This is a genomic window from Candidatus Izemoplasma sp. (assembly GCA_036172455.1).
Classification (GTDB): domain Bacteria; phylum Bacillota_I; class Bacilli_A; order Izemoplasmatales; family Izemoplasmataceae; genus JAIPGF01.
The window spans coordinates 148,636-167,546 of the sequence record JAXKVY010000001.1 but is presented as its reverse complement, the minus strand read 5'-3'; the positions used below and the strand labels follow the sequence as shown (position 1 = coordinate 167,546).

At 34.9% G+C, this 18,911-nt stretch carries 19 protein-coding genes; 17 read left to right on the top strand and 2 right to left on the bottom strand.

The annotated features are described in order from the left end of the window. Positions 1-74: 74 nt before the first annotated feature. Entirely contained in the window at positions 75-1,247 is a 1,173-nt protein-coding gene (locus UMR38_00810; GenBank protein ID MEC9484398.1) for an IS256 family transposase, read from the bottom strand. A 199-nt stretch (positions 1,248-1,446) separates the two neighbouring features. On the opposite strand from UMR38_00810, the gene UMR38_00805 reads away from it, so the two are divergent. The 8 genes from UMR38_00805 to UMR38_00770 all read left to right on the top strand — a co-directional run bounded on the left by UMR38_00805 (position 1,447) and on the right by UMR38_00770 (position 9,124). After that, complete coding sequence (locus tag UMR38_00805) at positions 1,447-2,610, top strand: hypothetical protein (GenBank protein MEC9484397.1); 1,164 nt, start codon at positions 1,447-1,449, stop codon at positions 2,608-2,610. A gap of 22 nt (positions 2,611-2,632) precedes the next feature. Beyond that, complete coding sequence (locus UMR38_00800; GenBank protein MEC9484396.1) at positions 2,633-4,321, top strand: ATPase, T2SS/T4P/T4SS family; 1,689 nt, start codon at positions 2,633-2,635, stop codon at positions 4,319-4,321. 9 nt (positions 4,322-4,330) lie between these two features. Beyond that, positions 4,331-5,554 carry a type II secretion system F family protein gene (locus UMR38_00795; protein ID MEC9484395.1) on the top strand — a complete coding sequence of 408 codons (1,224 nt, stop codon included), beginning with the start codon at positions 4,331-4,333 and terminating at the stop codon, positions 5,552-5,554. 117 nt (positions 5,555-5,671) lie between these two features. Next, positions 5,672-6,169 carry a prepilin-type N-terminal cleavage/methylation domain-containing protein gene (locus tag UMR38_00790; GenBank protein MEC9484394.1) on the top strand — a complete coding sequence of 166 codons (498 nt, stop codon included), beginning with the start codon at positions 5,672-5,674 and terminating at the stop codon, positions 6,167-6,169. 85 nt (positions 6,170-6,254) lie between these two features. Further along, positions 6,255-7,019, top strand: coding sequence for a prepilin peptidase (locus UMR38_00785; protein MEC9484393.1), 765 nt, complete (start codon positions 6,255-6,257; stop codon positions 7,017-7,019). 15 nt (positions 7,020-7,034) lie between these two features. After that, a complete protein-coding gene (pilM, locus tag UMR38_00780; protein MEC9484392.1) occupies positions 7,035-7,976 on the top strand; it encodes a pilus assembly protein PilM in 942 nt (313 codons plus the stop codon). Position 7,977: 1 nt separating this feature from the next. Next, on the top strand, positions 7,978-8,562 hold the full coding sequence (locus UMR38_00775; GenBank protein MEC9484391.1) for a hypothetical protein: 585 nt from the start codon (positions 7,978-7,980) through the stop codon (positions 8,560-8,562). Next, complete coding sequence (locus UMR38_00770) at positions 8,552-9,124, top strand: hypothetical protein (protein MEC9484390.1); 573 nt, start codon at positions 8,552-8,554, stop codon at positions 9,122-9,124. The genes UMR38_00775 and UMR38_00770 overlap by 11 nt, the downstream gene beginning before the upstream one ends. Before the next feature lie 14 nt (positions 9,125-9,138). On the opposite strand, the gene ispG is transcribed toward UMR38_00770, so the two are convergent. Further along, a complete protein-coding gene (gene ispG, locus UMR38_00765; protein ID MEC9484389.1) occupies positions 9,139-10,200 on the bottom strand; it encodes a flavodoxin-dependent (E)-4-hydroxy-3-methylbut-2-enyl-diphosphate synthase in 1,062 nt (353 codons plus the stop codon). 108 nt (positions 10,201-10,308) lie between these two features. On the opposite strand from ispG, the gene rpmG reads away from it, so the two are divergent. The 9 genes from rpmG (at position 10,309) to mtaB (ending at position 18,898) form a co-directional block, all read left to right on the top strand. Next, positions 10,309-10,458, top strand: a complete 150-nt coding sequence (gene rpmG / locus UMR38_00760; protein MEC9484388.1) for a 50S ribosomal protein L33 — start codon at positions 10,309-10,311, stop codon at positions 10,456-10,458. Positions 10,459-10,504: 46 nt separating this feature from the next. Next, on the top strand, positions 10,505-11,431 hold the full coding sequence (locus UMR38_00755) for an ROK family glucokinase (GenBank protein ID MEC9484387.1): 927 nt from the start codon (positions 10,505-10,507) through the stop codon (positions 11,429-11,431). Next, positions 11,431-12,051 carry an MBL fold metallo-hydrolase gene (locus UMR38_00750; protein MEC9484386.1) on the top strand — a complete coding sequence of 207 codons (621 nt, stop codon included), beginning with the start codon at positions 11,431-11,433 and terminating at the stop codon, positions 12,049-12,051. The genes UMR38_00755 and UMR38_00750 overlap by 1 nt, the downstream gene beginning before the upstream one ends. A gap of 117 nt (positions 12,052-12,168) precedes the next feature. Then, positions 12,169-13,182 (top strand): heat-inducible transcriptional repressor HrcA, encoded by a 1,014-nt coding sequence (gene hrcA, locus UMR38_00745; protein MEC9484385.1) that lies wholly within the window; start codon positions 12,169-12,171, stop codon positions 13,180-13,182. Between the two features lie 7 nt (positions 13,183-13,189). Next, entirely contained in the window at positions 13,190-13,798 is a 609-nt protein-coding gene (gene grpE / locus UMR38_00740; GenBank protein ID MEC9484384.1) for a nucleotide exchange factor GrpE, read from the top strand. A 12-nt stretch (positions 13,799-13,810) separates the two neighbouring features. After that, complete coding sequence (gene dnaK, locus UMR38_00735; GenBank protein MEC9484383.1) at positions 13,811-15,646, top strand: molecular chaperone DnaK; 1,836 nt, start codon at positions 13,811-13,813, stop codon at positions 15,644-15,646. 58 nt (positions 15,647-15,704) lie between these two features. Further along, the gene (dnaJ, locus tag UMR38_00730; protein MEC9484382.1) at positions 15,705-16,823 is read left to right on the top strand and encodes a molecular chaperone DnaJ; all 1,119 of its coding nucleotides are present in this window, start codon (positions 15,705-15,707) and stop codon (positions 16,821-16,823) included. 54 nt (positions 16,824-16,877) lie between these two features. Then, positions 16,878-17,609: a 16S rRNA (uracil(1498)-N(3))-methyltransferase gene (locus UMR38_00725; protein MEC9484381.1), complete on the top strand. Its 732-nt coding sequence runs from the start codon at positions 16,878-16,880 to the stop codon at positions 17,607-17,609. After that, on the top strand, positions 17,606-18,898 hold the full coding sequence (gene mtaB, locus UMR38_00720) for a tRNA (N(6)-L-threonylcarbamoyladenosine(37)-C(2))-methylthiotransferase MtaB (GenBank protein MEC9484380.1): 1,293 nt from the start codon (positions 17,606-17,608) through the stop codon (positions 18,896-18,898). The genes UMR38_00725 and mtaB overlap by 4 nt, the downstream gene beginning before the upstream one ends. Positions 18,899-18,911: the final 13 nt, after the last annotated feature.

The window sequence follows — 18,911 nt, the reverse complement described above, 5'->3', positions numbered from 1 at the left end:
AATGTTACGGTAGTGTCAAGAATTTTGTGTAAATAGAGTAACTTCAATAAGTGTCTAGAGAATAGTTCATCTTTTTAGTTCGAGTATGTTTTATTGAATAGTAGGTTTATTTCATATTGTGCTTTTCCAAATCCTTTGTGTATACGATGTTTAAATTTAGAATTGTAGTCCATGGCGTATGAGACCAAGGAGCGTTCTAGTGAAGTAATGTTAGGAAACTGTTCTTTGCGTTTTGTGAATCGTTTTAATTGTTTATTAAAGCCTTCAATCAGATTCGTAGTATACAAACTTGGTCGGATAACTTTGGGGAAATCATAAAACGAAAAGAGACTTTCATTGGCTAATAGATGTCTCACCATAGTAGGATACTGTTTCTTCCACATCGTTACGAAGTCTTCAAGAGCTAGTTTCGCTTTATCTTTTGAGGATGCACGGTAAACATTCTTCAAGGTATCTAACACCGTTGAACGATCCTTTGTCCGTACTTTATGACTGACATTACGAGCGATATGGACCCAACACGTTTGATGACGTGCTTTAGGGTAAAAAGATTCGATTGTAGATTTGATTTCTTTGAGTCCATCGGTGACAAAAAGCAGCGTTTGATGAACACCACGTGTTTTAAGATTCTCCAATAGACCTTTCCAGTTATACGCTGATTCTGTTGGATGAATCTCATAGGTGAGTAATTCTTTGTATCCTTCAGGGGTGATTCCTACAGCGAGATAAATTGCCTCTCGTTCCACAGTATCTCGTTTCAATGGTAAGTGTGTCGCATCAAGATAGATGACGGTATACCGTTTATGTAAAGGCCGTTCATGAAACGCTTTAACATGTGATTCCATGACTTGTGTTAGATTTGATACGGTTTGTTTCGAATAATGATGACCACAAGCGATATCACTTGTGGTCATCCCTTTACGGTAAAGATGAATACCCGTCGATTCAAGCGTATCATCATGTCTTCGATAGGGTTCTAATGTTTGGTTAATAAATTCTCCATTACGGTCTCTTGGTATGTTGAGACTTAATTCACCAAATTCACTCTTGATTGTTCGGTTGTATGATCCATTACGACTGTTTCCGGTGTTGAATCCAGCACGATCATACTTATCATAGTGTAAAAAGGCACTTAATTCTATTTTTAATAGCTCATTAATCACTTTTTCAAGGTGAAATCTAAAAATTTCTTTAATATTTCCACCATTTATTAGCGTTTTTGTCATTTCTTTGGTAAAATTATCCATGAGGAACCCTCTTTCTTGTGGTAGTTTTGTCCAAACTCTATTATACACGATTGAGAGTTCCTCTTTTAATTTATTTACACAAAATATTTTACACTATCTGTTACTGACCGAAAGTGATTTTTTATTGATATTATTTTGTAAAATATTCATATTTATAGTATAATAATTTTAGTATATAGATTTTAGGTTGGGTGATTTAATGAATACACAGTTTAAAAATAGTAGTTTGGGATTTTACTTATATGCATTTATCATCGTGATAATTGTCGTTGCCTCAGTGTTTGTTTTTTGGTATATGACAACAGGATATCGTCTAGGGACATATCCAGAAGAAACACGTCTTGGTAGTGTATATATTGGAGGATTGCGAGAAGAAGATGTTATACCCAAAATGAATGATAAAACAGCTATTTGGTATAATGATGACTCAATTATCTTCCAGTTAGAATATCAAGGATACGATTATGAATTTGATCGTGACTTGTTTTATTTTGACTTAGAACTCTCGACGTATAATATTAATGATGGTCTAACGAATCCAGTTTATGTCAATTATCAACAAAATGATCGTGAGCTTGTGCTATCTGAAATTCAAAGTTTACCGTTCTTGCAAGGGGTCATTGATAATGTTGATTTAGAAGCATTGATTGGAGATATTTTAGATGATGCGGCGTTGATGAAATCATATTCAACGAAGCATGTTGAAGATTATATCATTGACCCAAGTGCCTCTGAAGAAGTTATTTCAACAGCTACATTTTATGTTCCTGACACAGTCGATATTGATATGTTTTTAGATCATATTAATAGTGTTTATACTGATGGTAGAATCATTAGTCAGGAACAAGTTTTGTTTGATATGATAGAGATTTTTGGTGGCACCTTAGACGATGCAGAAATGTCTTTATTATCATCTGGGATGCTTGCGTTAATACAACAATCGAACTTTTATATTAATGAAGTCCATTACAATCCAATTTTCACTAACAACAATTATACAATAGATACCTATCCATATTTTGGAAGAAACGCCAAAATCAATCAAATTGTTGATGAAAACTTTACATTTTATAACCCGAATGAATCTGATTATTACTTTACATTAGAAAAGGTAAATGAAAATGAAGGAACAATTTCACTTCATGGCTTACCGTTTGTGTCAACAATTGAGGTTACTGTTGAGGAAACAGAAGTGCCTTTCATCACACAAACAACCACTAATAGTGATCTATTACAAAACGGATACAACGGTGTCATTGTAGAAGTGCACAGAACAATTACGGATATATATGATAATGTAGAAAGTGAACAAATGATTGTATTTGAATTTTATCCACCAATTAAGGAAATCATTTTAGAATAAGTGCTTATAAGGAAGTGATTTGATGGCAAGGAATGTACAAAAACGCTTAGGTGATGTGCTTTATGAACAAGGTGTCATAACCGAAAAGCAAATCAACGAAGCTTTACGTAAACGTGATAAAGGGGAAAAAATAGGAGAAGCCTTAATTCGCTTTGGCTATTGTACTGACTCACAAATTGTAGATGCGTTAAGTGCCTCTTTAGGAATTAAACGTGTCAATTTGCAATTGTTGTATATCGATGAGAGTGTTTTAAAACTTTTAGATGAAGAGTTTGTTACAAAAGCAAGGATTATGCCGATAAATATTCGTGGTCGCCGTATTGTTATTGCGACTAACGATCCTTTAGATTTCCCAACAATTGAAAATGTCCGCTTAAGAACAGGGATGAATGTTGAAACTGTTCTGGCAACACAAGATGATATTGATACCGCCATTGCGAGATATTATGGTTTTTCAAAAACCTTAAAATCCTTAGGAATTGAAGTTAAGGAAGAAAAAAAAGAAGAAGAAAAATTTTATGAAGAATTAATTCGTGATCCAGAAGATGATTCAAATACGAGTCCAATTATACAACTTGTGAATCAAATTTTACTCACGGCCGTTAAATCAGAAGCATCAGATATCCATATTGATCCTACAGATATCGAGTTTAAAATACGATACCGTATTGATGGTGTGTTAGGTACTGAAAGAACACTACCGAAAGTGATCTTACCTAAATTAATTTCGCGGATAAAAGTTATGTCACATATGGATATTACTGATACTAGAAAACCTCAGGATGGTCGGATTAAAACGATTATTGAAGGTAGACCAATTGATTTACGGATATCAACTTTGCCGACTGTACGGGGTGAAAAAGCCGTAATGCGTGTTCTGGACTTAAGTCGAGATACAAAAGGACTTGACCGTCTTGGATTAACCGCAAATGAGCGTAAAATCTTTGAACGCCTCATTTCAAGGCCAAATGGAATAGTCTTAGTCAGTGGACCTACCGGTAGTGGTAAAACCACCAGTTTATACGCAGCATTAGATCAATTAAATGCGGATGATGTCAATATTATCACTGTAGAGGACCCTGTAGAGATTGAATTAGAAGGGGTTAATCAGGTCAATGTTAACCGTGATATTGATTTTACCTTTGCCAATGCCTTAAGAAGTATTTTACGTCAAGATCCCAACATCATTATGGTTGGGGAGATCCGTGATACTGAAACAGCTGAAATCGCTGTTAAAGCCTCTTTAACAGGGCACTTAGTCCTTAGTACAATCCATACCAATAGTGCTGTAAAAACCATTACACGTCTTGTCGACATGGGAATTGATGCATTTTTAGTTGCCTCTAGTTTAAGTGGGGTTATCGCTCAGCGCTTAGTACGATTAGTCTGTACTGAATGTGCCACTGATGATCAACCAAGTAAGTCAGAACAAGAAATTTTAGATAAACACAATATAGAAATCAAAACAATCAAGCATGCTCACGGATGTGAACATTGTAATAATAAAGGCTATAAAGGCCGTACAGCAATCTTTGAAATGCTTGATGTCAATGATGAAATTATTCGTTTAGTATCAAATGAAGCACCTGAATATGAGATACTAAAACAAGCGCGTGAAGACGGTATGAATTTGTTGATTGAAGCTGGTCTTGAAAAAGTGAAACAAGGCATAACAACAATTGAGGAAATCATGCGGATTAGTCTGGATTAGAGGGATACAATGAAAATATATGATTACAGATATCGCGCAAAACGTTTAAAAGATGGTAAGGTCATTAAAGGTATCACAGAAGCGCCGTCTAAAGTAATGGTTGATAAGTTCTTACAAGAACGTGGATTAAAGCCAATTGAAATTTACCAACAAAAATCGATTATTCAAGAACTAAATCGAATCAGCTTCGGTCGCGTTATTAAAGAACAAGACTTAATCTTTTACTTACGGCAGTTAAACTCACTCCTGCGTTCTGGAGTCAAACTCAACGAAGCCAGTGAGATGCTTGCGACACAACAAAGTAATAAACAAGTCAGACGTATTTTGTATGGAATATTTTATGAAGTTAATAGTGGAACCAGCTTAGCTGATGCTTATCAAGAATACCCCAATGATTTTCCAGAAATTTTAGTATCGATGATTCGCATTGGTGAAACAACCGGTAACTTAAAAGACGCATTAGATGAAATCGTTGATTATTTTGAGTCACAACACAAAATTAAGGCCTCCATCAAACAAACATTAATGATGCCTATTATCTATTTAACTGTAGCCTTTATGGTTGCAATCTTCATCTTTGTTTATGTTATGCCAAACTTTGAAGATATGTTTAGCAGTACCGAAGGTGTCGAAATGCCACCTGTTACCCGGTTATTTATTGATGTTGGTAACTTCTTAACTGACTATGCCTTATTCTTAATAGTCGGATTGATTGCCTTCGTCACAATCTTTATATTAGCCAAGAGATACTCGAAAAACTTTCAACGGTTTTTATCGTATGTTGGTATCAAAGCACCCATTATTGGATCGATTGTTAAATTGAATAATTTATCGCGCATTTCAGCAACACTTTCGCAAATGTTAAATGCCCACGTTCCCTTACAAGAATGTTTAGTCGTAACATACGACACCTTGAACAATCAAATCTACAAAGATCTTGTTGTTGAGGCGCAAAAGAATGTCAATGGTGGAGAGTATATGTCTAAAGCCTTTGAAGGCCATTACGCCACAGAGGTTATCTTCACAAGGATGATTAGTGTTGGTGAACAAACGGGAGAACTTGGTAAAATGTTATCAAACTTGAGTGATTTTTATGAAAGTGATAGCGAAGTAAAAATCGACCGAGTTAGAAAAGCACTCGAACCTGTGTTGCTTATTTTAATCTTTACAATAGTTGTCATAATGCTTTTAGCCATTATGTTACCTAGTCTTTCATTTACATCTCAAATTTAGAAATATTCTAATTGACTACTTAACAAAAAAAAGTCATATAAGAAATTGACTTTTACAATATTTAATGGTATATTTAAAATAACTTGTATTTCAAGCAAAACTAAGGAGGAAAATAAAATGAATAATAAAGGTGTAACTTTAATTGAACTTTTAATCGTAATTGTTGTATTAGGAATTATCAGTGCATTTGCAATCCCAGCAGTAGGAAACATTATTGAAAATACTGAAAAAGGTGCTGTATATAACGATGCATTACAAATTGAAAATGCGGCTAAGTTGTATTGTCAAACAAATGCTACTAACACTGAATGTGACGGGACAGATGGACGCCAAATTTACTGGACACAATCAGAGATTGATGGAGCGGGAACAATTGATCAAAATGAGCCGCTTAACTCTTATGTAGATAGTTTTGATAGTTCTGATTATAGTTCTATTACTATAACATATGACACTAATAGTGCAAATGGATGGGTAATTCAGTTAGAAGCAGCTGGTGCTACAGGTGCATTAGAGTGGACTGATGGTGGAACTACGGCAAATGATGGCCAAGGACCAGATGATTTATCACCAAGTGATTTATCTAAAGATTCCGTAACTGAAGATCAAGAATAATCATTTCTAAGAGCCTTTATGGCTCTTTTTTCTTTGCTTATAGTATTTTTTATAAAAATAGTGTAAAATATTAGATGGTGATTACATGAATTATTTAATAATAGCTTTGACAGGTTATATGTTTATTTTAGGAACCTTATTTGGATCATTTTTTAATGTTGTTGGGATTAGAGTGCCTCGAGGAGAATCTATTCTAGGGCGTAGTCATTGCCCTAATTGTAATAAAATACTAGGTGTTTTAGAGCTAATTCCTATATTAGGATATATTTTTGTTGGGGGAAAATGTAAAAGTTGCCATACACCTATTTCGGTCAAATATCCTATTATGGAATTTATAACGGGAGTACTATTTGCGTTTTCATTTGTACTTTTATATGATAATGTGGTAGAATATATAGTAATAGTACTATTTATATCACTAATGGTTATTGTCACAGTAAGTGATTTATATTACCGAACAGTCCCTGATAAAATCTTACTGATTTTCTTACCGGTCATTTTTATCTTGCGTATTGTCTCACCACTTGAACACTGGTATGATGGCATTATTGGTGGATTATTAGGATTTGGCTTTTTGTATTTAGTTGCTTGGTATGGTAAAAAGCGCTTTAAAAAAGAAGCTTTGGGTGGTGGCGATATCAAATTATATGCCATTATTGGATTGGTTTTAGGATATGAGACGGTCTTCTTATCACTCTTTTTTGCTGCATTATCAGGTTTAATTGTTAATCTAATTGTCGGTAAAAAAGAAGGATATATTCCGTTTGTACCGTTTATCTTTTTCGGTTCACTCATTGCTTACTTTTATGGCAATCAAGTTTTAGATTGGTATATGGGACTATTAATTTAGGAAGAAGGTGTACATATGGCTAGACTTACCTTGAATTGTTTTTTTACAGATAAAGAGTTTAACTTTATTGAAAAACCAGATGGTTACAACATGAAGAAGTTAAAATATTCTAGTGTGAAATTGCCACCTGGTACAATTGAAAATGGGATAATTTACAAAGAAGAAAAACTCTCAAAAACATTAAAAGAGACGTTTAAACTATTTAAAATTAAAGCCCGTCGTGTGAATTTAATCATTCATGAAGAACTATTTACATTTCGGAAAATAGAAGTACCGATTATTTATAAACCTCAAGAAATTGGTGAATACTTACGCTCACAAATCGGTAAAACAATTATGATTCCGTTTGAAAATATGCAGATGGATTATATCATTCATGAAAAGAACTCAGATTCGTATGAGGTTATCATGTTTTATGCCCCCAGCGATGAGTTAAAGAGTTATATAAACCTATTTTATGAAATGAATATGCAAGTTGTGAGAAGCGATATCCCACCACTAAGTCTTCATCGTTTATATTACTACAGGAAATATGAAGACAGTGAAATTCAATTTGAACGTGATATCATGTTTTTAGCAATTTTTGATGATACGTATTCGTTATATATATTTGACCAAGAAATTCCCATCTTCTCATTAGTACAAAATATGGGAATATCTGAATTACAAGGAGAATCTTACCTTGAAAAACTTGATCAAGAAATAGCCAAAATCAGTAATTACTATCGCTTTAATTTAAATGATGGCGATCGGATGGTCGAGAAAATTGTCTTATTTAATATGTCGACCAAGTTCTCAAATGAACAAATTCATACGTATTTTTATGAAGAAGGTAATCCTACTGAAATGCAAGTCTTTGATATGAAGACTGTCAGTAAAATTGTTGATACATTAATCGATCGTGAATGTTATATTCCACTTGCTGCAAGTTTAATGAATCCGAAAGGAATGTGGTAATATGGCAAAACGGTATGTCTATCAAAAGAATGAATCAGGTATCAGTGATTTTGTATATGTGGATTTACTGCCAGAAGTTAAGCGCGCTAGACAGTTTAATGTTAATGTTGTTATCGCCTTACTCTTAGGCGTTGTGCTGTCATTTATCTTTATCTATATGCCTTACCGTGATGCGACGATTGAGATGGAAGAATTAAATGGCTTAAACAATGATTTAAAACATGAAAAAACACTGACTCAAGAAGAAATCACAGGGTATGAAATAGATTTATCAGTGATTGACTTTCAAGAAGATATTGCCCAAATTGAAGAACAACGTATAAATTTTAACAACTATGTTGATGACTTAGAATTAATTACACAAGTGAATAGTGGTCGTATTACCAATGTATCCTATAACCAGGATATTAGCCAAATAGAAATTGATGTAGCAATTGTTACACCGTTTTCTTATAACATTTTAAATAATCAAATACTCAATTTAAATTGGGTCACATCATCAACCTATTCAACACCACAACGTTTTGATGGCGATGTTGAATATAAATCAACCTTTACCATTGAGGTGACTACTGATGTTGAATAGAAAAGCAACGAACTATATCTTTTATGGGATACTTGTCTTAATTGTTGGTTTAGTCTTTCTCGTAAGAAGTATTGTTTTAGGTAACATTAATGAAATAAACTCAAATATACATAACGAAAATATTCGCTTACAAAATGAAATAGAAGAATTAGAACTACTAATCTCTGAATATAGAGATGTTCAAACAGCTGACTTATATAATCTATATAACATTGTACCGAATGTCTTCACATCTGAAGGCCTTACCTATAAAACTGTTGCCATGTTAGAAGAACTCGGTGTTGATGAAAGTAACGATATGCAACGAACAGTCTATGTTAATCAAGATGTCTCATTTCCGAGTGAAACATCCTTAGCAGAGATTAACGAAAATTACCATGTTGTCCAAGTCGAAGTCTTTTTCACAACACAAGATGAAAGTATTGTTAATGGGTTCATTGACGCATTATATAATTCTGATCAACTCTTTATTATTCGTAACTTAGAATATGAAACACCACAAGGAAGTAATTATGTGGCTGTGACGGTTGATTTTCTTGCTATTTATGCTTTAGACGAATAAAGGAAAGCTAATTTCTAGCTTTCCTTATTTTTTATATAGCTATCAATTTCTTCTTTTAACGCATCAAACATCTCGCTTTGTTTAACTTTACGCTTAATTTTTCCTTTAACAAATAATAACCCTTCTTCTTTCCCCCCTGCAATGCCAATATCAGCACTTTTAGACTCGCCAGGACCATTGACTGCACACCCCATAACCGCTACAGTGATATCAGTATCCAATGACTCTAAATAACTTTCCACTTGTTCAACTAAAGGAAACATATCATATTGTAATCGGCCACATGTTGGACAACTAACAATATGGGGTTTTTGATACAAATCCAAACTAGCAAGTAACTCTTTTGCGACACGAATTTCTTCTACAGGGTCAGTTGACAGACTGACTCGAATGGTGTTTCCAATGCCTTCATGTAGTAAAATTCCGAGGCCAACAGCACTTTTAATCGTTCCCCCAAACTTCGTACCTGCTTCAGTAATCCCTAAGTGTAGCGGATACGAGAAAATGTCAGAGGCTATACGATATGCTTCAACGGTCATCTTAACCTCAGAGGCTTTTAATGATATTGCTATATCATTAAATCCCAGTTCTTCAAGGATGGCGACATGATACTTGGCACTTTCGACCATCGCCTTAGCTGTTTTACCATATTTCTTCATGATCGATTTTTCTAATGAGCCAGCATTTACTCCAATCCGAATTGGAATCTGTTTAGTTTTACATGCGTCCACGACTTGTTTAATACGGTCTTTATCACCAATATTGCCAGGATTAATCCGTACTTTATGAATCCCACTGTCAATAGCTTTTAGCGCTAATCTATAATCAAAATGGATGTCTGCGACAAGGGGAACAGAAGTGGCGTTGATAATCGTTTTTAATGCTAAAGCATCATCGTGATCTAAAACGGCTAGCCTAACAATTTCGGCGCCGGCGGTCGCTAATGTATTTATCTGTCTTATTGTGGCATCAATATCTTTTGTTTTTGTTGTCGTCATTGTTTGAATAACGACATGGTCATTACCACCAATTTGTATATCTTTAACATGGATTGCTTGTGTTTCATTACGTCTCATTTTATCACCAGTTCCATTATACAATAGTTTGACAAAAAAGTCATAACCTATTGCTTTTTTTGAAAATAAATGATATATTAATAAAGACTTTTGGTAAGGAGGAATACTATGAGAACGCAATACACATTAAAATGTACAGAATGCGGTAGTGAAAATTATCGTTATGATAAAAATAAACGGACACATTCGAGCCGTATGGAAATGCAGAAGTATTGTCCTAAGTGCAATAAAAAAACACTTCATAGAGAGAAAAAATAATAAAAAACTTCTTCCAAAGAAGTTTTTTTCATAAGAGGTGAAAGAGATGAAACAATGGATTATTGGAATCGATGTTGGTGGAACAACTGTTAAAATTGGAAAATTCTCGCGCATTGGTGACTTAATTAAAAAGTGGGAGATTCCAACCAATACAAGTAATCATGGAAGCCACATATTAAAAGACATTTATGATGCAATTAAACGAGAAATTCCTAACTTAGATGACATTCATGGCTATGGCTTTGGTGTCCCTGGTCCAGTGCATGATAACTTTATTGAAGTTGCGGTTAATTTAGGATGGAAAGATGTTGATTTACCGAAAACATTTGGCAAACTGGTGAATAATGATAATATCGTTGTTGCAAATGATGCCAATGTTGCAACACTTGGTGAAGCAGCTTTTGGGGCTGCGAAAGGACTATCTAATGTTGCATTAATTACATTAGGAACTGGTGTAGGTAGTGGTCTTGTCATTAATAATATGATTATTGATGGGGTAAATGGTAATGCTGGTGAAATTGGTCATATGGCGATTCATTCTGACTATCACTTTCCATGTAACTGCGGTAAAGTTAACTGCTTAGAGACATTTGCCAGTGCCTCGGGCGTACGAAATCTCTATCATGCAATCAATGAACGGTATAATGAAAATTCAATATTAGATGATATGGCCAATCCTAGTGCCAAACAAATCTTTGATGCGGCCAAACAAGGTGATAGATTAGCAACACAAGTTACTGATGAAGTGGCAGATGCAATTGGATATGGATGTCATGTATATGCGATGTTAGTCAATCCAAAACGCATTGTGCTTGGTGGCGGTTTAGCTAAAGCAGGTGATTTCTTATTAACACGTGTACAAAAGGCATTCACAGAGTATGTATTTGATCCAGTAAAAGATACTGAAATCGTCTTAGCAACCTTGGGGAATGATGCAGGGATTTATGGAGCAGCTGAGATGGTGAGACCATAATGGTTCATGCAATTATGAATTTCTTCACTGAAAACACCTATATTATTAATGAAGATAATCGCTGTTACATTATTGATCCAGGTGCTGACTTAGAAGAAATTGTTTCATATATTAATACCAAAGACTTTGATGTTGAAGGGATATTATTAACACATGGCCATTTTGATCATATTTTATATATCAATGACGTGGTAAATACATATCAATGTCCTGTATTCATACATGAAGACGAACGAAACTTTTTATTTGATCCATCCCTGAACCTATCTTCAACAATCAGTAAAAATATTGTCTTTAAACATAAACAGTTAATTCATACATTCAGCACACCATTTACACTTAAATTAAAGGATGTATCAATTACTGCCTATCACACGCCTGGTCATACACGCGGGGGCGTGATTTATCATTATAAAGATATGCTTTTTACGGGAGATACATTATTCAAAGGAACGATCGGACGCAGTGATTTGCCGACATCTGATAAAAAAGCATTAATGTCATCATTAAAACACATTAAATCTACCTTTGAAGATAATACCTTACTTTATCCAGGTCATGGGCCATTTACAACGTTAATTGAAGAAAAAACTGATAATCAATTCCTAAAAATGTTATAGAAAAGCCATTTTTGGCTTTTTTTTAGTTTTTTAGCACTCATGACTTGACAGTGCTAATTATATATTATATAATACTGTTAGCAATCATCAAAGTAGAGTGCTAATGGAGGTGGAACAATGATTACCGAACGACAGAAAGATGTCTTAAAATTGATTATTGAAGAGTACATAAAAACAGCAGAACCAATTGGTTCTCGTACGCTCTCAAAAATGCTCGATGTGTCCCCAGCAACCATTCGAAATGAAATGGCTGACTTAGAGGATGCTGGTCTAATTGAAAAGACCCATACATCAAGTGGACGTATCCCATCAGAATCGGGATATCATTATTATATAGAAGAAATTGTCAGCGATGATGAAGCGTATGCAAAAAGTTTTGAAGTGCTTGATGAATTGTTTCAAAACAAAGACATCAAACGTGATGAAGCCATAACACAAGCCATTAACTTGTTGTCACAGTTAACAAACTATACAACGATTGCTTTAGGACCAACAGCGTATGGTTCAAAAGTGAAAAAAATAGAGTTTGTTCCCTTAAGTGATTCAACGGCATTGTTATTAGTCATCACCAATAATGGACATGTAGAAAGTAAAAACATTCAAGTTCCATCGAACACAACACAAGATAACATAAAACGTGTTATTGAAATCTTTAATGAGATTCTTTATGATTGTCCTATTGGACAAGTTAGTGAAAAACTACATTATGAGATTAATAAAGAGCGAATTAAAGACCTGATGATTTATAATCAATCAATTATTGATGTGTTCTTAGAAGCATTTACCAAGTTCACCAAAAGCAAACACTACTTATCTGGTAAAAATAATATGTTATATCAACCGGAGTTTAGTGACATTAATCGCATGCGTGAACTTTTAACCTTCTTTGAACAAAATGATATTTTTAAACTTGTTGAGAATACCAGTGAGCATGGATTAAGTGTTCGTATTGGTAAAGAAAACAAAGTTAGTGCAATGCGTGATTGTACCGTTATTAGCGTTCCTTATCAATTAGATGATAAAGACGGCGGAACAATTGCAATTGTCGGCCCAACGCGAATGGAATACCAAAAAGTTATTCCATTAGTAAAATATTTGGCCGCACACATGTCAAAATTATATAAGGAGTAAAGACACAATGAGTAAAAAGAAAAAAGATGTCCTTAATGATAAGGAAACCATCAAGGATGTTGATGCCGTAAAAAAGGATGTTGAGTCTTCTGATTTAGATGAAGAAAAAACAGACATTGAAACGGAATCGACAGAAGAAGAAACACTCACTCAAGAAGAACAATTACAACAAGAAATTGATGAGTTGAAGAGTGAAATTTCAGAATTACAAAAAGAAGTTTTAAAGCAACATGCTGATGTTGAAAATACCAAGAAACGTTTGGAAAAGCAACATGTAACAGACAGAAAATACGCAGCCTTTGGTATTGCAAAAGCATTAATTGAACCCCTTGATAACTTTGATATGGCACTGAGTCATATGAAAGATGACGATAAAACAAAGTCATTTATTCAGGGCTTTAAAATGATTAACAAACAGCTTCATCAAGCCTTAGAATCTGAAGGCGTAAAAGAAATTGATGCGCTCGGTGAAGAATTTGATCCGAAATATCACCAAGCGGTAATGAAGGAACCATCAGATGATACAGATTCTGATATAGTCATCGAGGTTTTACAAAAAGGATATATGTACAAAGATCGAGTCATTAGACCAGCAATGGTAAAAATTAGTGAATAGGAGTGAATAAACATGGGAAAAATGATCGGAATTGATTTAGGTACCACAAACTCGTGTGTAGCAGTAATGGAAGGGAAAGATCCAAAAGTTATTGCTAATGCAGAAGGCGCACGCACAACACCATCGGTTGTGGCATTCAAAGATGGAGAAATTCAAGTCGGAGAAGTTGCAAAGCGACAAGTTATTACAAACCCTAATACGGTTTCTTCGATAAAACGTAAAATGGGGACTCAAGAAAAAGTTGAGGTTAATGATAAAGAATATACCCCACAAGAAATCAGTGCAATGATTCTACAAAACTTAAAGAAAACAGCAGAAGAATATTTAGGACATGATGTCAAAGAAGCTGTTATCACGGTACCTGCATACTTTAATGATGCAGAACGTCAAGCAACAAAAGATGCCGGTAAAATTGCCGGATTAGAAGTAAAACGTATTATCAATGAGCCAACAGCAGCAGCGCTTGCATATGGAATTGATAAGACAGATCAACATCAAACGATTTTAGTTTATGACCTTGGTGGAGGAACTTTTGATGTATCTATCTTAGATTTAGCTGATGGAACATTTGAAGTTGTATCAACAGCCGGAGATAATCGTTTAGGTGGCGATGATTTTGATCAAAAAATTATCGATTACTTAGTAAAAGAATTCAAAAAAGAAAATGGTGTCGATTTATCAAAAGATAAAATGGCATTACAACGTTTAAAAGACGCTAGTGAAAAAGCGAAAAAAGACTTAAGTGGTGTGTCATCAGCACAAATCTCATTACCATTTATCAGTGTGGGACCAGATGGACCACTTCACTTAGAACAAACACTTAGCCGTGCAAAATTCAATGAATTAACCGCTGACTTAGTAGAAAAAACAATGGGACCTGTTCGTCGCGCATTAAAAGATGCGTCAATGACGAAAAATGATATTCACCAAGTATTATTAGTTGGTGGATCAACACGTATTCCAGCAGTTCAAGAAGCTATTAAAAATGAATTAGGTAAATCACCAAATAAAGGTGTCAACCCTGATGAAGTTGTGGCTATGGGTGCGGCTATCCAAGCAGGTGTCTTAGCTGGTGATGTTAAAGATGTCTTATTATTAGACGTTACACCGTTATCACTAGGAATTGAAACACTTGGTGGTGTATTTACAAAACTTATTGAACGTAATACAACCATTCCAAGCTCTAAGTCACAAGTATTTAGTACTGCACAAGATAACCAACCAGCTGTAGACTTGCATGTCTTACAAGGAGAACGTCCAATGGCTAAGCAAAACAAAACATTAGGACGCTTCCAATTAACAGATATTCCACCAGCACCGCGTGGTGTACCACAAATTGAAGTATCATTTGATATTGATGCGAATGGTATCGTTAATGTAAAAGCTAAAGATTTAGGTACTGGTAAAGAACAATCCATTACAATAAAAAATGATACAGGATTATCTGAAGAAGATATCGAACGCATGGTTAAAGAAGCGGAAGAAAACGAAGAAGCAGATAAAAAACTAAAAGAAGAAGCAGAATTACGCAATGAAGCAGATCAACTGGTTTTCCAAACACGTAAGGCAATTGATGACTTAGGTGAAACAGTAACAGATGATGAAAAAGCTGATGCAGAAGCGAAAATCGAAGCTGTCGAAGAAGCTTTAAAAGATGATGACTTAGATGCGATTAAAACAGCGAAAGAGGCATTACAAGAAACAGCACAAGAATTAGCGACAAAAGCATATCAACAAGCACAAGAGGCACAACAAGCGCAAGAACAAGCAGCTGGTGAAGCCGCAGGTAATGCTGATAGTCAAGATGATGATGTTGTAGACGCAGACTTCGAAGAAGTCGATGAATAAACAATCACGATATGAAGCAGATTTTCTGCTTCATATCTTCTGATAAAGAGGTGAGAAGATGAGCGAAAAACGAGATTACTATGATGTGCTCGGGATTAGTAAAGATGCAGATGATGCAGCAATTAAAAAGGCGTATCGCCAACTAGCTAAAAAATACCATCCTGATGTATCCACCGAGCAAGACGCAGAACAAAAGTTTAAAGAAGTCCAAGAAGCTTATGAAGTATTAAGTGATTCACAAAAACGCGCTCAATATGACCAATTTGGTCATCAGGCTAATAACGGCCAAGGGTTTAACACCTCTGGGTTTGGCGGATTCGACTTTGATATCAATGATATCTTTTCAAGTTTCTTTGGTGGAGGCGCTGGTGGTGGTCGTCAAGGTAGTGGACCACGTCGTCGAAAAGGACAAGATATTCAACGACGTATGCGTGTATCATTTGAAGAAGCCGTATTTGGAGCTAAAAAGAAAATTCGTGTGACAGCGCATAAAGAATGTCCAACCTGTCATGGATCAGGTGCACATTCGAAAAAAGATATTAAAACCTGTTCAAAATGTCATGGACAAGGAACGGTTGTCGTTGAACAACAATCGTTATTTGGACGCACTCGAACCCAAACAGCCTGCCCAGTATGTGGTGGGACTGGAAAAGAAATTACAAAGAAATGTAATACCTGTAATGGTGAAGGTGTTGTATCGAAAAATAAAGAGATTGAAGTATCAATACCTGCCGGAATTGATAGTGGCCAACAAATTCGCTTAGAAGGATATGGTCATAAAGGTCATAACGGTGGCCCAGCAGGCGACTTATATATCTTGTTTGAGGTAAAAAATCACGAAATCTTTGAACGTCATGGCGATGATGTTGTTGTGCACATGCCAATAACTATTACACAAGCAACTTTAGGTGATAGTATCAAAGTGCCAACACCTCATGGTAATGTTAAACTCAAAGTCCCTGCAGGAACACAAAATAATACCCGGTTCCGGTTAAGAGGTAAAGGTGTGCCGAACGTTAGAACAAAACAAAAAGGTGATGAACATGTCATTATTGAAGTTGTGATTCCGACCAAACTAAGCCGCCAACAAACCAAATTGTTTGAAGAATTAGATAAAACAGACTTAACAGAAAATGAAAGTTTCTTCGATAAAATTAAAAATTTCATAAAAAAGTAGTTTCAGGCAACTGAAACTCTTTTTTTTTATGTTATAATACGTGTGGTGATAATTATGCAACAATATTTTATAGACTCAATGAATCGTAAAATGAATACAGGAACAATCACAGGAAGTGATGTCCATCATATAAAACATGTTATGCGCCTGGATGTGAAAGACAAAATTATCGTTTGTCATGAAGGGGTTTGTTATGACAGCACCATTACAGATATGAACGATGATACTGTTCATGTTTCAATAGGCAAAAAACGTCTCAATACTGAACTTGGCGTAACTGTTGATATTGCACAAGCTTTGATTAAAAAAGATAACTTTGAATTAATGTTACAAAAAACTTCTGAACTAGGAGCAAACTCCATTATTCCCTTGAACACTGCACATTCTATAGTCAAATTATCTGATAAAAAGCTTCCAAATAAGTTATCAAGATGGAATAAAATTACAAAAGAAGCATGTGAACAATCAAAGCGTAGTCATATCACAGAAGTCACACCACCAACAACAATAGAAGATATAGACTTACATAACTATAATTACGTCTTTGTGTTATATGCGAAAGAAGATAATACCATGTTTACCTATGATCCGTTAAAAGTAACGGGTAATATTTTAGTTATGGTCGGGCCTGAGGGTGGTTTTACTCAAGAAGAGATCACTTATTTAAATCAATTTGATAATACTGAAGTCATCTCCCTTGGAAAGCGGATATTGCGCAGTGAAACAGCGCCTTTATTCGTCTTAAGCGTGATTGGATATTTTGATGCGTTAGGTGATCAATCATGACTGTTGCGTTTTATACATTGGGGTGTAAAGTGAACAGTTATGAAACAATGAGTGTCAAAGAACAATTTGAGCAACAAGGTTACACCATTGTCGAACACTCAGAGAAAGCAGATGTTTATGTAATTAACACCTGTACAGTCACAAATAATGCGGATGCGAAAAGCCGTAAAATGATCCGAAGAATGATCCGTAAAAACCCTGAAGCTGTCGTCGCAGTAATGGGGTGTTACGCACAAATTGACCCTGAAACGATTGAAACGATTGATGGGGTTGATATCATTATTGGAACGACTCATCGTGATCAATTACTCAGTCATGTAGAACGATTCTTAAAACAACGAGAACAGTTTAAAACTATTACTGATGTCTCTAAATATCGCGTTTTTGATGATTTAAATGTTACGCACTTTTTAGATCAAACACGTGCCTTTATTAAAATACAAGATGGTTGTAATAACTTTTGTAGTTATTGTATTATTCCATACGCTAGAGGTCGCGTACGAAGCCGTTCACCTGAAGATGTCATAGATGAAGCCAAACGTTTAGTCGATAATGGATATAAAGAAATTGTGTTAACTGGGATTCATACTGGTGGCTATGGACAAGATTTAGATACCTCATCTTTTTACGATTTACTTGTCCGGTTAAGCAGGATATATGGGTTAAAACGGATCCGTATTTCATCGATTGAAATTAATGAATTGACTGATGATATTATTAAACTGATGGCTGACAATGATACCTTTGCTAGACACCTACATATCCCTTTACAAAGTGGCGCACATAATATCTTAAAATCTATGCGTCGCAAGTATACTAAAGAAGCATACTTAAAACGGATAAATGAAATCAGAACGATGTTGCCTGATATCGCGATTACCACAGATATTATCGCCGGATATCCAGGAGAAACTGATGCTGATTTTGAAGAAATGATGAGGTTTGTTAAGGAAGTTGGCTTCTCAGAAATGCATGTCTTTTCCTATTCTAAACGCAATGGAACACCAGCTGCTAAAATAAAAGAACAGATTAATGGCATCATTAAATCTGCTCGTGTCAATGAACTAATGCGGCTCAGTGATGAGATGCATCACGCGTATATTAAAGACGTAAATGATGACGTACATAGCGTCTTATTTGAATCATCTGATGAACATTTTACCTATGGTCATGCAAGTAACTATTTATACATTAAAGTCAACAAAAATCTAAACTTACATAATCAATTAAAAGAAGTTGTTATTATAAAAAATACGCTCAATGGTATTTATGGCAAAATAATAAGTTAGTCTCCTCGTGGAG

Bases quoted from the DNA above. Each gene is read 5' to 3' on its own strand.
- UMR38_00775 (MEC9484391.1), top strand. From the start codon at position 7,978: ATGGCAAAACGGTATGTCTATCAAAAGAATGAATCAGGTATCAGTGAT.
- grpE (MEC9484384.1), top strand. From the start codon at position 13,190: ATGAGTAAAAAGAAAAAAGATGTCCTTAATGATAAGGAAACCATCAAG.
- rpmG (MEC9484388.1), top strand. From the start codon at position 10,309: ATGAGAACGCAATACACATTAAAATGTACAGAATGCGGTAGTGAAAAT.
- dnaJ (MEC9484382.1), top strand. From the start codon at position 15,705: ATGAGCGAAAAACGAGATTACTATGATGTGCTCGGGATTAGTAAAGAT.
- pilM (MEC9484392.1), top strand. From the start codon at position 7,035: ATGGCTAGACTTACCTTGAATTGTTTTTTTACAGATAAAGAGTTTAAC.
- ispG (MEC9484389.1), bottom strand. From the start codon at position 10,200: ATGAGACGTAATGAAACACAAGCAATCCATGTTAAAGATATACAAATT.
- UMR38_00725 (MEC9484381.1), top strand. From the start codon at position 16,878: ATGCAACAATATTTTATAGACTCAATGAATCGTAAAATGAATACAGGA.
- UMR38_00805 (MEC9484397.1), top strand. From the start codon at position 1,447: ATGAATACACAGTTTAAAAATAGTAGTTTGGGATTTTACTTATATGCA.
- UMR38_00810 (MEC9484398.1), bottom strand. From the start codon at position 1,247: ATGGATAATTTTACCAAAGAAATGACAAAAACGCTAATAAATGGTGGA.
- dnaK (MEC9484383.1), top strand. From the start codon at position 13,811: ATGGGAAAAATGATCGGAATTGATTTAGGTACCACAAACTCGTGTGTA.
- UMR38_00755 (MEC9484387.1), top strand. From the start codon at position 10,505: ATGAAACAATGGATTATTGGAATCGATGTTGGTGGAACAACTGTTAAA.
- hrcA (MEC9484385.1), top strand. From the start codon at position 12,169: ATGATTACCGAACGACAGAAAGATGTCTTAAAATTGATTATTGAAGAG.
- UMR38_00770 (MEC9484390.1), top strand. From the start codon at position 8,552: ATGTTGAATAGAAAAGCAACGAACTATATCTTTTATGGGATACTTGTC.
- UMR38_00750 (MEC9484386.1), top strand. From the start codon at position 11,431: ATGGTTCATGCAATTATGAATTTCTTCACTGAAAACACCTATATTATT.
- mtaB (MEC9484380.1), top strand. From the start codon at position 17,606: ATGACTGTTGCGTTTTATACATTGGGGTGTAAAGTGAACAGTTATGAA.
- UMR38_00785 (MEC9484393.1), top strand. From the start codon at position 6,255: ATGAATTATTTAATAATAGCTTTGACAGGTTATATGTTTATTTTAGGA.
- UMR38_00795 (MEC9484395.1), top strand. From the start codon at position 4,331: ATGAAAATATATGATTACAGATATCGCGCAAAACGTTTAAAAGATGGT.
- UMR38_00800 (MEC9484396.1), top strand. From the start codon at position 2,633: ATGGCAAGGAATGTACAAAAACGCTTAGGTGATGTGCTTTATGAACAA.
- UMR38_00790 (MEC9484394.1), top strand. From the start codon at position 5,672: ATGAATAATAAAGGTGTAACTTTAATTGAACTTTTAATCGTAATTGTT.